Below are 14,019 nucleotides of genomic sequence, written 5' to 3' on the forward strand. Positions count from 1 at the left end.
CCGTCGCGCGAAGGTACCCTCGCCTTAGGGTTCAAATAGCGCCGTCCCGAACACTTCGGCCCATGTGGCTAGCGAGTCATCACCGGACAGCAGACGGACCTTGTTCTCGGCGCAGATGTCTCGCCATATCGGATCCACCCCGCCGGAAACCACCAGCACGGCGATCGCCGGCACCTCGCAGACGGCCAGGCGATGCCGGTATTCGAGCACCTGGCCGAGGCCGAGGCGTAGCTGCTCCACGTCATTGCCACCGACCACGCTCTTCACCTCGGCGATGAACTGCCGCCCCTCGGCGTCCCGCCACGCGAGATCCACCGGCACACCGTGCAGTCCGGCTCCGCCTCGCAGGCCATTCGCGGCGAGGTGGTCAATCACCAGTCGGCAAAGCCGGTCATGCTCGTCGACCCCGGCGCGGTACGCCTCCGCGTCGAACGATCGCTGCAGCGGCAGGTCGGCAGGCACGGTCACCCCGTTGTACGGGCGGTCGAAGCCTTGCACCGCGGCTGGCTCACTGCCAGTCTCGGCCTCCGTCAGGGACTCGGCCGCCTGCCACGCCCGACCCACCACCTCGGGTCGGTAGCGGCCCTCGAACGAGAACGGCCCGGCGGCCACCCAACAGCTCAGCAACCGCAGTCCGGCGATCACCGGTGGCTGCCGCAGTAGCCAGAGCGCGGTGTCCAGATCAGGGCAGCGGACGAGAAGCTTCTCCTCGGCGAGGGTTTTCGTGCCATCCTCCAACACCTCGATCCCGTGCCGCTCCCACTCCTCCAGGTCGAGGATCCCGGCATCCATGGCGAGGCCGACCGGTGCGGCGTGCAACCGCAGCCACACCGCCTCACCCGACTCGTACAGCCCGAGGATCTCCAGCACACCGACCGTCAGCCGCAGCATCGGTGCGCTGTCGTCCAGGCAGGACAGGATCCAGTACCTTCCGGCTGTGCTGGCCGCCTCGGGCACCACAGTACGAGCGACCCAGCCGGCCAGCGCCCAGGATCGGCGGCGGGTCTCGTCCAGCCCAGCCGACCAGTCACCATCGACGTCGACCGGCGACGGATCGACCGGTGCCGCGGCGGGCTCAGCGAAGACCCACGCGGCAACCTCGGCAGGATCGAGGAGTTGCCAGAGCCGAGACCGCCGGGACGCCAGCATCTCGGCCACCTCGTCCACGTCGGCAGCATTCCACCAGCTTTCGACGTCTGGTGTCTCCGTCGATTCGATCACCGTTCCCACCCCTCGAAGTCGTCGGGTCAGCGTGCCCGCCGGTGCCGGCGCACGTAGGTGAAGCCGTCGCGAAGTGGCCGGTCGACGACCTCGGCGGCGCGGATCGCTTCGCGGTGCGCCTCGATCTGCTCCGCCGAGGCGTGCGCACCCGCCGGCAGCCGCCGTACAAAGCCGTCCACCCAGTGGTCACGGCGCGGCGATCGGGCCTCCTGCCGGTGGTCCGAGTGCGGGGCGATGCTCACCACTTTCGGGACGTAGCGCAGGAGCTCGACGCGGGACTCACCGGCTCGCGGCGGATAGCTGGGCAAGCCGTTTCGGTCCAGGCTTCCTCGTACCCTTCCGATTCGCCGCTCACGAATCAGGTCTTCCACAGCGGGATGGATGCGACCCACACGGCTTTGCGGCAAGCCCAGCTCACGGCAGTTACGTACGAGCGCCTTCTCCGCCAGGATGGCGCTCCCGTCAGGGCTGAGATGGCCGAGCTTACGCAGCGTCCGCATGACCCATCCCGCGTCGGAGAGGTCGGGCACACGTGCCTCCTGCTCCGCTCCCGGCGCAGTTTCCCGGACGACGACGCGGATGTCGTAACGGTGCCGGTAGGTCAGTTCGTCGACCCGCTCGGGGCGAGGCAGTAGGTCGGTACCGGCCAGAATCGCATCGTCACCCGGACGCCAGCTGAAGCTGACCAGGGTCCCCGGAAGCAGACCCGGCGGCCACACCACGCCATGCAGCTCCCAACTTCCGGCAACATGCCGGATTAACACGTCGCTCTCAGCCCGTCCGTCCCGCTCGGCGTGACCCGGATGATGGACAGCAAGCCGGAGGCGGCTGTCAGCGGCGGGCGGTGTCGTCATTCCAGCGGGAATGGCGCCCCAGCCCCCGTTGATCTGCGCCCGCCCTACCGCCGCCGTCCACCGAAGTTCCCCGGCCTTCGAACCCGCGGGACTCCACTCCCCGGCCTCGGCCAGTCGTAGCAGCTGAGCCCGCGACTCCGCCGTCTCACGCAGGTCCTCGGAGATCTCATCCGCCAGTGACTTCACCGCCTGCGCGCCACCGGCCTCACGCCCGGTTTCAAGAACGACCGCTGCCAGGCGCTGAGCCGCAGTCGAACCCCGATGTGGTCCGGGGCAGCGGTCAGCGTCGACGAAGGTCTTGCCAGATCGCGCGACCAGCGCAGCGAGCAGGTCACGTGTGCGTTGCGACACCGAAAATCCCAAGGCCTCGGGTACGAGCCCGGCATCAACCACATACCTCGCGACGGAAGCCGCCCGCTCGTCACGACAGGCAATGTGTACGTTCGACAGTTCGCCACCCAGGTCCAAGACACCACGGCACGTCGCGTGAAGCCAGGCGTCGTGCTCGTTGATCGCGTGGTCGGCCCCGGTGCCCAGTTCCCCGTACTCCGTCACCCAGGCGAACGCGAATCGCCCCTCGCCGCGGTACGCGAGGTCCACCACACCGACGACCCGCGCCAGGTCGGTCGACACCTGCTTGAGCAGGTCGGGACAGATGAAGGCGGCTCGCTCGTGCCCGCACCGCGCCAATTCCGTCGAGGACACTCCTTCGACTGGGCGCGCGTTCGGTGCGGGCGGCTCATTGTCAGGCAGTTCCACCGCCGCCAGCCGGAACCGCACCGCTTCCCCGATCGACGACACACAACCGGCCTGGCGCTCGCAGTCACGCCGTTGCGGGCATCCTCTCCGGTGCTCCTCGATCGCTCGGTCGACCTGTCGTGCCAGGTCGGAATCGCTCTTGCGGACCGCCCGGGTCGCCTCGGCCAGGCAGTCGGATCGAAGCTTCGGCATTCCCCGTGCCCGATGGATTCGGGTGGCCTGAACTTGCAGGTCCTCCACCATCAGTTGGGCCTCGAGGCAGCGCGCGCTGGCCCGCGCATGTGCCTCGCCAGCCCGTCGCAGACGTGTCGCGACCTCCTTGCCGCGCCCGCCGCTCGGGTCGGCCTGAAGTGACCGGTACACGCGCTCAGTCTCCGCCAAGATTTCGTCCGCGCAGGCTGCCCACTGTTCCGCCGCGGCCGGGTGCGCCAGCGCTTCGTCGTACTGCCAGCGATTGACGTCAGCCACAGCTTCACGAGTGAAGTCCGCCTGGCTCAGTTTTCGTAGGCGCTTCACCTCAGCAGGCACTTCCGGCGCGACCTGCTTCTCATGCAGGCACAGCCACGCCCAGATGTCGGTGGCCGGCGGGTCAAGATCGACGAGACGTAGCCCCCGACGGCGAAGCACCTGGGCGAGCGCCGCGTCGAAGGTGCTGCCGGCAACATCGCGGACTACCTGCATCGCCAAGGGCTCAGGCCGCGCAGCAGCGGAGGCATGCTCGCCCCGGACATGCCGGCGAGAGGCACGGAAGCGCTCGGACGCCTCAACCCGCCGGAGCGCCAACTCATCGCGGGTGCGGCTCAGCGTCTCGGCGGCCCGGCCGCCGGTCAGTTCGGCGATCCGGACCTCGACCTCGAGCAGCCCCTCCGCGTATCTGATGGCGGCGATGGAGGCGGGCTCACCGGCACGCCGGCGGTAGAGCTCCTGCTCGGACGGGGACAGCTCCTTCCTCTCGGCGACGGAACGGTGCAGCGCGGCGAGCCACACCATGTCCCGGGGCAGCGGGCTGGCCGGCCGGTGCGTCTCAGGCTGCGCTCTCGCTGAGGTCCCGGCGGCCTTCGCCTTCGGGGCCACGCTCTTACCGGATCCCACCGACCCGCCGTAGCAATGACCGCAGAGCAGACGGGACCAGTCCCCGCCGATGGTGACCACCGAGCTGGACATGTTGGTGCGCTGGCACCTCGAACAGCGGAAGGTCAGCGGCTTGTTGAGGGTGTACCGCTGCAGTTCCCCCAGCATGGGGTGCACTTTCCTGATCTGGTACCCGGAGGGGGGCCGCGACGCCATGCTGCCTTCCACGACAACGACGCTTCTCACGTACGGGGGTCCCTGACCCGCCCTCAAGAGCAGGGCGGGTCAGAGGCCAGGAGCCGGTGGTTGAGTTGTCAGGCCACCGCGATTGAGCTTTCAGTCCTTCTCGTCGCGTTTCTCGTCGTCCCCGCGCCAGCGGAGCCCTCGCTCGGCGATCCGGCTGGAGAGCTTGCCCGTCGCCCATTTGGCGCGGCCGAGGGTGTCGTTGCCGAGGCGCACGGCGGCACCGACGCCGTCTGCTCCTGTCTCGAGCGCCTTGTCCCGCACCTCCATGGCCGCGTCCGTCCATCGTCTCGCCTCCGATGACTGCCGATCGCCCTCGATCCCGAGCCGCCCGTGGAAGTCGACGATGGCGATCGAGACATGGTTGCTCGACTTCACCACAGCCGGGGAGTCCATCGGATTCAGCAGTACCTTGGCGTTGGCCCTACCCGCGGCCGCTTCCATGCGGGCCAGCAGGCGCAAGGTGCACCGGGAGATGAGTTCGAGCCGGTTCTGCCGGGCAGCCCTCAGCCCGAGGCGATGCCCGTCCAACTCCCCCGGCGACGCGTCCAGCACCCGGTCGAGTTCGAGCACGGCGATCGCGTCCTGCAGCTGGAAGCAGCGAGCCAGGACAGCGAGCCACTCCTGTCCCTTGGACTCTGCTTCCTTGGCCGCCTTGGCGAGATCACCGATCGTGGTCTTGCGCTCCAGCTTCTCCGCGAGTGCGTCGAGTTGACGCAACGCGTACGCCTGGGTTTCTGCGATCGTCGCCGGCGCGCCCTGCACCTTCGACCACGTGACTTCGTCGACCCGGCCCCGCTGCTCGCGGATGGTCATGGACTCCTCGATGACGAAGCCCACGCCGATCATGCGGGCCAACACGGCGTCCTTCTGGGCGCGGAGCACATCGTCGACCTTCTCGTCGATCGTGGCGAGATAGTCGGTGATCTCCTTCATGCTCTGTTGCATCGCAAGCTGCGCCATGATCCCCGCAGCACCGGCCAGCAGCGCCGGGTTGCCCGCGATCGCCCCGGGCCCCTTCGAGATCTGGAGCCATTTCTTGATCGAGCCCGGCTGCCCCACCATCGCATGGCTGACGCCCGGAGTCTTGCTCTGCATCAGCCCGTATTTATGGACAACCTGCGCGGACTCCTTGGTCAGCTGCACCCAGCGACCTGAGTGGGCGGCGATCTCGGAACCCGTCTGTGCCGCTGCCGCCCCAGCACTGAGGACAGACCCGAGCCGAGGCAGGCCGAGGTCCTTCGACGGCAGTCCCTCAGCGACGAGGAAGCGTTCGACGGCCGTCGGATCTCCGATGACCGCCAGCCCATCACCGTCACTGATCAGCTGAATCTCGTTATCCATTGTCGGCTCCTGACGTGCGGGAAGGGTAGGCGGCGACCTGTCTGCTTTGTTCACTGCTTCGCTCTGCGGCCACGGGTGGCCTTGGCCGGCCGCCAGGAGGTCAGCGCCTCGTCGGTGAGGTGGAGGCGGTTGGTGGTCTCGGCGAGGAAGCCGGCGTAGATGTCCGCCGGCGAGGCAGCCCACTGCGGGTCGAACTCGCCGTGCCACTGGCGTACCCAGGGCAGGATCTCGCGCAACCCCGCGACCAGCGGAAGCAGCCGGTCGGCGGCCCAGCCGTCCTCCTGCTCACGGGCGACGATCAGGGTGGCCAGGGCCTGGGCCTGCTCGCGGTGGTCCCAGCCGGCCCAGCCGACCAGCAGCGACGGGTCACCGTCGCGGCTGGCACCCGGGTACGAGACGAACCGCTCCTTGGGCACGTCGAGCTTGCCCCGGTGCCGCCAGTAGCTGCCCTTGAGGAAGTCCGCCGAGGTGTACTTCGGCGGCACCGGGATCTGCTTGCGGAACTCCCGCTTCGCCGCCTCGTCGGGCAGCGCGTCCTCCTGCCGCTGCAGGTCCCACACCTGCTCCCAGTCGGCCCGCTTGGACAGGCCGGAGTCCTTGTAGCGCAGCGCGGCCAGGTGGGGCACGTGCTCGTCGGCGACCAGGTCGGCGATCACCTTGCCGAGATCCTGACCGGGCGCGTAGATGCCGGCGACGGTCAGCACGTCGGCGTCGCGGCGCAGCTCGTCGGCGAGCTGGGCGGTGGTCAGCGGACGCGGCTGCTCCAGCCCATCGACGTGGTGATACCACAGCTCCCGCGCCTCGCACCGGTCCAGCAGCCAGTCGCGCAGCGCCTTCGCCTGCATCGCGTCCCAGCCCTCGGTGGCCCAGCGCCGCTTGCACTCCGGCCGCTCGATCAACCCGATGTTGCGGTTGCCCTCGATGACCGCGATCCGCCGCTCCACGATCGTCTTGTACTCGTCCGACCAGTGCGCCGGCAGCTCGTTGATCGGCGTCGACCCGTGTCGAACGAACCACTGCGTCTCCACGCCCTCGTCCCGCATCTTCCGGGCGAGCACGATCTCGAACGCCCGCTCCCCCAGCTTCAACTCCGGCACCGAGCCGGCCGGGGCGGTCAACTCCTCGTCCAGCAGCCCGTAGAGCGAATAGACCTGCCAGTCCAACTCTTCCTGCAAGGCGATCATGCGCGCCCGGATCGAGTGCCACTCCCGCTCGGCGGCGTAGAGCCGCTCGCGGGTAGGCACAACAGAGGCCGCGACCGCCGCCGGGGTCACCGTGGCGAGCCGCTGCGCCAAGCCGTCGATCTCCCGGCTCAGTTCGAGGGGGTACGCCGACGGCAGCGGAAACTCCTGCAGCTTGGTACCGGTGAATTCGTAGAACTCCTCCCACTCATCACCTCGGTAGCCCTCGTTGACGCCTCCGTTGCCCTTGCCGTGGCTCACCTGCTTCAGCCAAAAGCAGCCAGTCGAACTGTTGAGCACCCCGAGCAGTCGCAGGTGATCGTCCTCCGACGCTCCCTCCGCCAACTTGATCACCGGCGCAGTCTGCTTGAACACCTTTCCGCCGCGGTCCAGGGCAAAGTGATTGTGCGTGGAGACGAATGGCATCCCGATCCCGAGCGGTATATTGAACCGCTCGGGGTGCCACCTGCTCCACTCGAACCAGGTGAGCCCGATCTCCTCGTGAGTTCCGCCCGGCTCACGCCTTAGCACCAACTGACTCCGCGTGCGCCACAGGGTTTGGCCAACAGCAAAGTCTTGAAGGGACGCACGCAGCTGATCGTCATAAGGAAAGAGTGACTCGGTGAAGGGTGCGACGTGCCAATCTCGAATGGCGTCGCCTTCAACGAGGCCGACGATGGATTCTGGGCGCTTTATCCACCGTCTCCACGTGCCCCGGGGAGCAAAGTAGCTCTCGTCGGAGCCAGTATGGGCATATCTTCCTATACACCGAGTCAGGTCGCCCACGACTGTCGCACCTCGGTCCGTTATTGCGTTCATCAATTCTGCGGCACCACCGCCCGACAAACTGACGGGAAATCGCTGAAGGGTGGACCTCGGCAGGTCGACGACGCTCACCCACTGCGTTTCGGAGCCCGGCCGGTCCAACTGGTCCACAATCGAGCGCCAAACGAGACCCTGAGCCGGGTCAACCGGGGCCTCGGGCTCGCCGCGGATCCCGAGGACAGCACGGATTGTTTCACTGCGCCCATACATTCGAGCGCGGCCGACGAGGACAACAGTCGGAGTGCCATGTCCCGGAATGTAGGCTCCCGACGTGTCAATGACATGGGTCAGGTCCACCTGATTCGCGAAGTAGCCCTCGACCAACCTCTTGCCGAATTCACGTTTCAACAAGGAGTTTGCCGTGATCTGGCCCACATAACCTGCATTCCGACCATCTTCGGTGCCTTGCTGCGACAACTCGAAGAACCGCTCCGCAAACGGCACCGACAGCGCATATTGCAAGTGACACGATCTATAAATTTCTCGATACAGGCGGTTGAGACTCTTGTCCTTGACTGTAATGTATGGGGGGTTACCAACGACAACATGGTACTGGCCGTCGCGCAAAATACCTGGATGGTCCTGAAGGTCGTCCGTAGAGTATTGGAAGTCGGAAACGCTGTCGAAAGCACCGAAAATGTCGAGCTGACGCGCCTTGATCAAGGAGTCGCCCACTGCCAAGTGCATGGGAAAGGAGTAATTTGCCGAGTCGGCTAGTGTCTTGAGATCAGAGGACTTGATCGCTGCGACTAGGAGACGGAAGCGGGCGATGGCTACCGCGAAGGGGTTGATGTCGACGCCGTGGACGGCGTCGAGGGCGAGGCGTACCCGCTCGTGGGGATCGCGGTTGGGCGCGTGCTGCTCCCACTCCTTCAGGAGGCGGTGGAAGGCGCCGAGGACGAAGTGGCCCGAGCCGCAGGTCGGGTCGATCATCTTGACCACGTCGTGACCGAACTCGGCGATCGCCGGGGTCAGCGTGAGGTCGAGGATGAACTCCTCGACGAACTCCGGCGTCTGAAGCAAGGCGTAGGTCTTGCGGGCCGCCTCGGAGAGATCCTGGTAGAGGTCGCCGAGGAAACGGGTGTCCCACTCCGGGTCGGTGAAGTCATGTACCAGGCCGCCGGTCTCGCCGCGCCGGCGCCAGAAACCGATCAGCCCTTTGGCCGCGTCGTGCGACAGCGGGACCTGGTAGAGCGGGTTGTGCCGCTTGTCGAAGAGCGACTTGCCGGCCTGGGTGCTGGCGATCGCGTCGAAGCCCTGGTGCAGCCAGTCACGCAGGGTCTTGTCGGGGTGGTCCCGGAAGAACTGCGCCTCGGCTTCCTCGGCCAGCACCAGCCGGTCCCCCGACCCGGCCAGGTAGGGATCAGGCAGCAGGCCGTTGTCCTCGCAGAAGCGTACGAAGACGGTGCCGAGCACCCAGGCGACGGCGACCTGAGTGACCCGCTCGTCCCGCCAGGCCGCCCAGGTGGCGGCGGTACGCCCGACCTTGAAGGCGTGGTCGTACTCGCCGCGTAGCTTGAGGCGCACCTCCTCGACCGACTCGGCCTGCTCCCGCAGGTCCTTCTCCAGGTTCTTGACCTGCTTCTGCAGGTCGGACAAGAGCAGCTTCCGGTCGATCACGCGAAGACTCTAGCCGTCCCACTCACGGGACGGAGGTACCCGTAGGGCCTGTTCTGGCCGACGGGTCGCTACCTACGGCTCCCGCATCCAGGTTTTTGGGTCGGTCACGAAGACGCCCTTGCCCTGCTGGCGCCGGATCACCCGCAGTGCTTCGAGACGGGCATAGGCCATCTGCACGGTCCCGTGACTGACGTCGTAGCGGTCGCGCAGCTCGGCAATCGAGGGCAGCTTGTCCCCCGGCTTTAGCTTCTTGGTCCTGACATCGGCGATCACATCGTCGGCGATGCGCCAGTAATCCGGCACTTCTCGCATGGCACTCCTCGCGTGGCAATCCGATTCGATCACACCGCGACGCGCCTAACAAGCAGCGTTGACTCATCTGACATGTCTAGATATGTTGAAGCGGAGCCGGTCCTCGCGTGGCACCGAGTTCGGCTCATCCCCCTGGTCGGGGCGGGTGCGCGTGCCCGTCCCGACCCACCGGACTGCTCCGTCGTCGTACCGCTGATCTCAAGCTGCGGCGGCGGAGCGGGCGGGTCGCCCGCGGCCGGCGTGCGGACGGCCCGCCCTTCCAGACCCACCGCATCGACCCTCCGCGCTCCCACCTGCCCCGGAAAGGACCGACGTGGCCCAGGTGTATCGATCCGGCCAGCTCTACGGGACCGGCCTGCCGGCCCGGTTGACCGCGCACGAGGCGCGGACCCGCACGTTCGACCCGCGCCGCCGGGGCCTCGACCCCGATCAGGTACGCGAGTTCCAGGCTCTGGTCGCCGACGAGCTGACCGACCTCCACCGGCAGCTACGCCTGCTCACCGAGGAGAACGAGCGGCTCAAGCGTGCGCTGCGCGACTGGCAGACCATGCACGCCCGCGAGTGCCGGCCACCGAACGAAGGTCCCTGGTAGCGGTGCGACCGCAACCGGGTGACCTGCTGCGGATCGACGGCCGCGCCTCGGTGCAGTTCGCCGGCGACCGCGCCCTGACCTTCCGCGTCGCGTCGGTCTGTCCCAAGCCGACGTACACCGGTTGGGTCTGGCTGACCGGCTACGTCATCGACCGGCGCGGCCAGGCGATCGACCGGCGCGAGATCTTCGTCCAGCTCGCCGGCCTCCGCCCCGCTCCGCAGCCGGCGCCGGCCGTGCCCCGCCGGCGGGCGACGTACCGGTGATGGCCGTGGTCGTCAGTCCGCCGCCACGATCCGGCCGATGGTGGTGAGCCAGCGCTCGCGGTGCGGGGTCATGTCGATGTCCGGGATCGGCTCGGAGGCGAACGTGACGGGCCCCAGGTCCGCGTACTCGAACAGGAGGTTGACCAGCGCGACGTTGGTCGACCAGTGCCGCTCCTGCGCCACCCAACGGTCCCGCTCGGCCACGAGGGCGTCGGCGTCGCCGCGGCGTAGCGCGTCCAGGACGACTGGGACCACCTCGCGGTGCCCCGTCTTGCCGAGAGTCGCCTCGGTGACCGAGTGCAGTTCCGCGATGGCGGCAGCGAAGCCGGAGGTGCCCGCCAGGCAGACGGCTTTGGCGCCCATGGCGGTCCTCATGTTGCTGGGCTGGCCGTACCGGTCCGTGGTGCGGATCAGGTCCTCGCACGAGGCGACGCTGGTCCTGCCGGCGAGCGCCTCTCGCCACCGCAGGGCGGCTTCGTTGTCGAGTGCGAGGCGTTCGTCGCCGACCGACCGCAGATAGGCAACCCGCTCCCGTACGCCGTCGATCGATTCATCCAGGTAGCCCTGGTCGAAGAGAATGTCGCACTCCATGCGGGTGTGCGTCGGCGGCGCCAACGGATATTGGCGAAGGTGGGTTTCCAGCTCTCGATACCGGCGCAGCTCCCGCAAGGTACGGGCGAGCTGGTAGCGGTAGAGGTCGGACTCGGGGTGCCGGGCGAGCAGGGCCTGGAACACCGCCAGGGCCGGCTCGGGCTGATGGATGCCACGATAGCCGTACGCGACGAAGCGCTGGATCAGCTCTCGGATGTCCGGGTCGAACGGCTGCTCCAGGAGCGACTGGAAGTAACTGATCCGTTCCCGGATGGTCCTGTCTCGCCATCCGTCGAAGAACATGGATATCTGTCCCATCCACGTCTCGATGGCCGGCTGTGGCAGACGTGCGGCGGTCTGCGCCATGCCGGGCATGGCGGTCAGGGCGGTGAGCAGCCACGGCGCCCGCAGATCAAAGGTGGCGGACAAGCAGGCGGCCACCTCCAGCACGTCCATCCGGTGATCGACATGTGTCAGCGCGTCGTACCGGGCGCGGAGCGCGACGAGCAGCCGTTCCGCACAGGCCCGCCGGTCCTCTGCCGCCCACCCGTCGGCGTCGTCCGCGGTCTCCCCGGAGACGGCAGTACGCACCGCGTCGTGCATCCGGTACGGCAGGACGGGGTGGCTGTCGCGGCTGATGAGGGGGCGGGCGCACAGGCGCTGCGCGTCGGCCAGCCGGTGACCGGCGGCCTGCGCCACGATTTCCGGATCGAAGCGGGGAATCAGGCTGGCCGTCCGGGCGATGTCGCGTTCGCTGGGGGGCAGGTCGGCGAAGACCGTGGTGACCAACTCCGGGAGGGATCCGCCGAAGTCGGCCGGGTTGAGCGGTCCGTGGGCCGCGCCCGCTCTGGCGATCGCCAGCGAGAGGTCGAGGTAGAGCGGAAGACCATGGGCGCCCTCGCGGATCCGGCGCCGGATGTCCTCGCTCAGCACCGGGTTGCCGGACGACCCGGAGGCGGCGGCGAGGTAGCGGTCCACGTCGACGTCGGAGAGGTCCCCAACCCGGTGCTGCCGCGGTTCGGCTTCCGCTTCGAGTCGCAGGCCGGGCCAGACCTGCGGCCCGACGGCGGGCAGACCCCCACCCGGTTTCAACGCGGGCCATCGGAGACTGTCTCGGGTGGAGACGACCCAGAGCACTCCCGGGGTCAGGTGGACGATGCGGTTGACCAGGCGCTCCTGTACGCGGCTGCCGCCCTGGACGTACTCGCAGGCGTCGGCGAACGCGATCAGCAGCGGCACTTCACCCACCACGAGCCGTTCGAGATCCCACGAGAACAACCCCGCAAGGGTCGCGGCCACATAGGGCGACGGGTTCAGCCGGATCTCCTCGATGATCCTGGCCAGTGGGATACAGTCCCGCAACGCCGCCGACTGGATCCGGCGCAGGCGCACCGCCTCGATGAGCTGCGTCCCCATCCGCACCGTGAGCGGGCCGGCCCCGAGCCGCATGCCGGCCTCGCTGAGCAGCTCGTTGAGCGTGTCCGTGATCTGCGCACGGACGTCGAAGGTTCCGGTGGCCAGGTTCGGCAGCGGCGTACCGGGACGGGCCATCGCCCACCATGCCGCCAGGCCCAGGTCGAAGGCGGGGAACCGCCTGCCCACCCCGGCCACCGCTGCCCGCAACGAGAGCAGAATATCGATCGGGCTCACCACCGAGGACCCGTGAAAATCCACCCGCACGGTCCGTACCTGCTGGTCGAAACTCGGGGCAGGTCCCCAGTGTTCGTCGGGCGCCAACTCCCCGCGGATCCACCGCTCCAGCCGGCGGGAGAGGGCGGTCTTGCCAATTCCGCCCTGGCCGTAGTAGACGAGGACGTTGTTCCGGACCGGGTTGCCGAGCACCGCTGTGCGGTCCAGCAGTCGCTCCAGATGGCGCAGCACCGCCCGGTCGAAGGCCACGTTCTCCGCCACCCGGTCCGTGAACAGATCGGTGGCGGGACCGACCTCCTCGTTGTCGAAGACCCAGTCAAAGTCATCCATCAGCATCGCCCGTCCTCTGAGCGGCTCATTCCGGGTCGCAGTTGGGCATCGTTCCGCCGGTTGTCAGATCGTGGGCCGGGGAAGCGGGATGTAGGGCGCCAACTCGGCGCTGACCCAGTGGGGCGGCGACTGCAGCGCCAGGCCGACGCTGAGGAAGATCTCGTAGAGAGAGTTGGCCCGTTTCCACTCGGACCGGGACCGGGTCGGGTCCTCGTCGCTGTAGCGGGCGTCGATCAGGGCAAGGTATGCGCCCGAGGGGTCGCGGCAGATGTGAATCGTGTTCGAGTCGCGATCCCCGGTCATCGTCGCGACGTGGCGTACCTCGCCCGGCCTCAGGTCACGCAGCCCGGACCGCTCCTGCGGCGGCGGGGGAATCAGCGGGAGCCAGGTGGTGACGCTTCCGCCGGTGTCCACCCAGCGATTCCACTCGTAGGGGCGTACCCGCAACGGCGGAATCCCGTTCTGCCGCAGGAAGCGGATGCCGCCGTCCAGCACCGCCTTGGCGTCGTCGCTCGCGAAGCTGGGGCCGAGCAGTTCGGCAACCACCCGGCTCGCCCCGTAGGCCGACCAGCCGCCGACCGGGGTGACGTCCCTGGCCAGCGCAGCGGTCAGGCCCGCCGGGTCGGACTGGCTCAGCGGCAGCAGCGTCACGAGGATGCGCCAACCCTCCTCGGGAGCCATTCCGCTGCGCTCGCCATACCACTCGTAGCGGGCGAAATTGGCCACCATCCCGGCGATGCCCCGCGGCAGTTTCGCCGGCCGTACGTGTCCGTTCGTCGACATGACCTACGTCCCTTTCGTGAGCGACCTGCCGCCGCCGGGGTCACCTCCCGGTGGCCCGCCGGCGCCGTTCCTCCGCCTTGTGGTTGAAGACGATCCGCGGCTCCGGCCGCCCCCTGGCGAGCCAGATGACGAGCGTGATCGGCCAGAACGTCACCGCCGCGACGTGCGGGACGAACCAGTCCAGACCGAAGCCCTCGCGACCCAGGATTTGCAGGCGGCCCTGCCCGACACCGGCACGATGACGCAGGACGGCCATCGCGACGAGAAACCCAATGAAGTAGAGAACTGCTGCTGCGCACTCCATCTGCGTCCTCCGCTGACTGAGAAACGACTGTCACCGGGTCTGGACAAAAGCCTTTTCGATGTTGCGGCAGCGACCG

The 14,019-nt window shown here is 68.0% G+C and carries 10 protein-coding genes; 2 read left to right on the top strand and 8 right to left on the bottom strand.

Annotated elements, in window-relative coordinates:
• Positions 1-24: 24 nt before the first annotated feature.
• The 5 genes from ACGFI9_RS02280 to ACGFI9_RS02300 all read right to left on the bottom strand — a co-directional run bounded on the left by ACGFI9_RS02280 (position 25) and on the right by ACGFI9_RS02300 (position 9,430).
• Entirely contained in the window at positions 25-1,221 is a 1,197-nt protein-coding gene (locus ACGFI9_RS02280) for a hypothetical protein (RefSeq protein WP_393173972.1), read from the bottom strand.
• A 26-nt stretch (positions 1,222-1,247) separates the two neighbouring features.
• Positions 1,248-4,073, bottom strand: a complete 2,826-nt coding sequence (locus ACGFI9_RS02285) for a hypothetical protein (RefSeq protein ID WP_393173974.1) — start codon at positions 4,071-4,073, stop codon at positions 1,248-1,250.
• 168 nt (positions 4,074-4,241) lie between these two features.
• Positions 4,242-5,492 (bottom strand): hypothetical protein, encoded by a 1,251-nt coding sequence (locus ACGFI9_RS02290; RefSeq protein WP_393173976.1) that lies wholly within the window; start codon positions 5,490-5,492, stop codon positions 4,242-4,244.
• A gap of 50 nt (positions 5,493-5,542) precedes the next feature.
• Positions 5,543-9,118 (bottom strand): BREX-2 system adenine-specific DNA-methyltransferase PglX, encoded by a 3,576-nt coding sequence (gene pglX, locus ACGFI9_RS02295; RefSeq protein ID WP_393173978.1) that lies wholly within the window; start codon positions 9,116-9,118, stop codon positions 5,543-5,545.
• Positions 9,119-9,190: 72 nt separating this feature from the next.
• A complete protein-coding gene (locus tag ACGFI9_RS02300) occupies positions 9,191-9,430 on the bottom strand; it encodes a winged helix-turn-helix domain-containing protein (RefSeq protein WP_393173980.1) in 240 nt (79 codons plus the stop codon).
• Positions 9,431-9,743: 313 nt separating this feature from the next.
• Between ACGFI9_RS02300 and ACGFI9_RS02305 the strand changes: the two genes are divergently transcribed.
• Positions 9,744-10,022 (top strand): DivIVA domain-containing protein, encoded by a 279-nt coding sequence (locus ACGFI9_RS02305; RefSeq protein ID WP_393173982.1) that lies wholly within the window; start codon positions 9,744-9,746, stop codon positions 10,020-10,022.
• A 2-nt stretch (positions 10,023-10,024) separates the two neighbouring features.
• Positions 10,025-10,285: a hypothetical protein gene (locus ACGFI9_RS02310; protein WP_393173984.1), complete on the top strand. Its 261-nt coding sequence runs from the start codon at positions 10,025-10,027 to the stop codon at positions 10,283-10,285.
• Between the two features lie 12 nt (positions 10,286-10,297).
• Here ACGFI9_RS02310 and ACGFI9_RS02315 read toward each other — a convergent pair whose 3' ends face one another.
• The 3 genes from ACGFI9_RS02315 to ACGFI9_RS02325 all read right to left on the bottom strand — a co-directional run bounded on the left by ACGFI9_RS02315 (position 10,298) and on the right by ACGFI9_RS02325 (position 13,943).
• Positions 10,298-12,856, bottom strand: a complete 2,559-nt coding sequence (locus tag ACGFI9_RS02315; protein ID WP_393173985.1) for a hypothetical protein — start codon at positions 12,854-12,856, stop codon at positions 10,298-10,300.
• A 63-nt stretch (positions 12,857-12,919) separates the two neighbouring features.
• Positions 12,920-13,639, bottom strand: a complete 720-nt coding sequence (locus ACGFI9_RS02320; RefSeq protein WP_393173987.1) for a hypothetical protein — start codon at positions 13,637-13,639, stop codon at positions 12,920-12,922.
• 40 nt (positions 13,640-13,679) lie between these two features.
• Positions 13,680-13,943, bottom strand: a complete 264-nt coding sequence (locus tag ACGFI9_RS02325; protein ID WP_393173989.1) for a hypothetical protein — start codon at positions 13,941-13,943, stop codon at positions 13,680-13,682.
• Between the last annotated feature and the right edge of the window lie 76 nt (positions 13,944-14,019).

The organism is Micromonospora sp. NPDC048930 (assembly GCF_043197935.1).
Classification (GTDB): Bacteria; Actinomycetota; Actinomycetes; order Mycobacteriales; family Micromonosporaceae; genus Micromonospora.

Excerpts from the sequence above, each read along its gene's own strand:
- ACGFI9_RS02285 (WP_393173974.1), bottom strand. The coding sequence starts at position 4,073 with ATGCTGGGGGAACTGCAGCGGTACACCCTCAACAAGCCGCTGACCTTC.
- ACGFI9_RS02290 (WP_393173976.1), bottom strand. The coding sequence starts at position 5,492 with ATGGATAACGAGATTCAGCTGATCAGTGACGGTGATGGGCTGGCGGTC.
- ACGFI9_RS02300 (WP_393173980.1), bottom strand. The coding sequence starts at position 9,430 with ATGCGAGAAGTGCCGGATTACTGGCGCATCGCCGACGATGTGATCGCC.
- ACGFI9_RS02315 (WP_393173985.1), bottom strand. The coding sequence starts at position 12,856 with ATGGATGACTTTGACTGGGTCTTCGACAACGAGGAGGTCGGTCCCGCC.
- ACGFI9_RS02320 (WP_393173987.1), bottom strand. The coding sequence starts at position 13,639 with ATGTCGACGAACGGACACGTACGGCCGGCGAAACTGCCGCGGGGCATC.
- ACGFI9_RS02325 (WP_393173989.1), bottom strand. The coding sequence starts at position 13,943 with ATGGAGTGCGCAGCAGCAGTTCTCTACTTCATTGGGTTTCTCGTCGCG.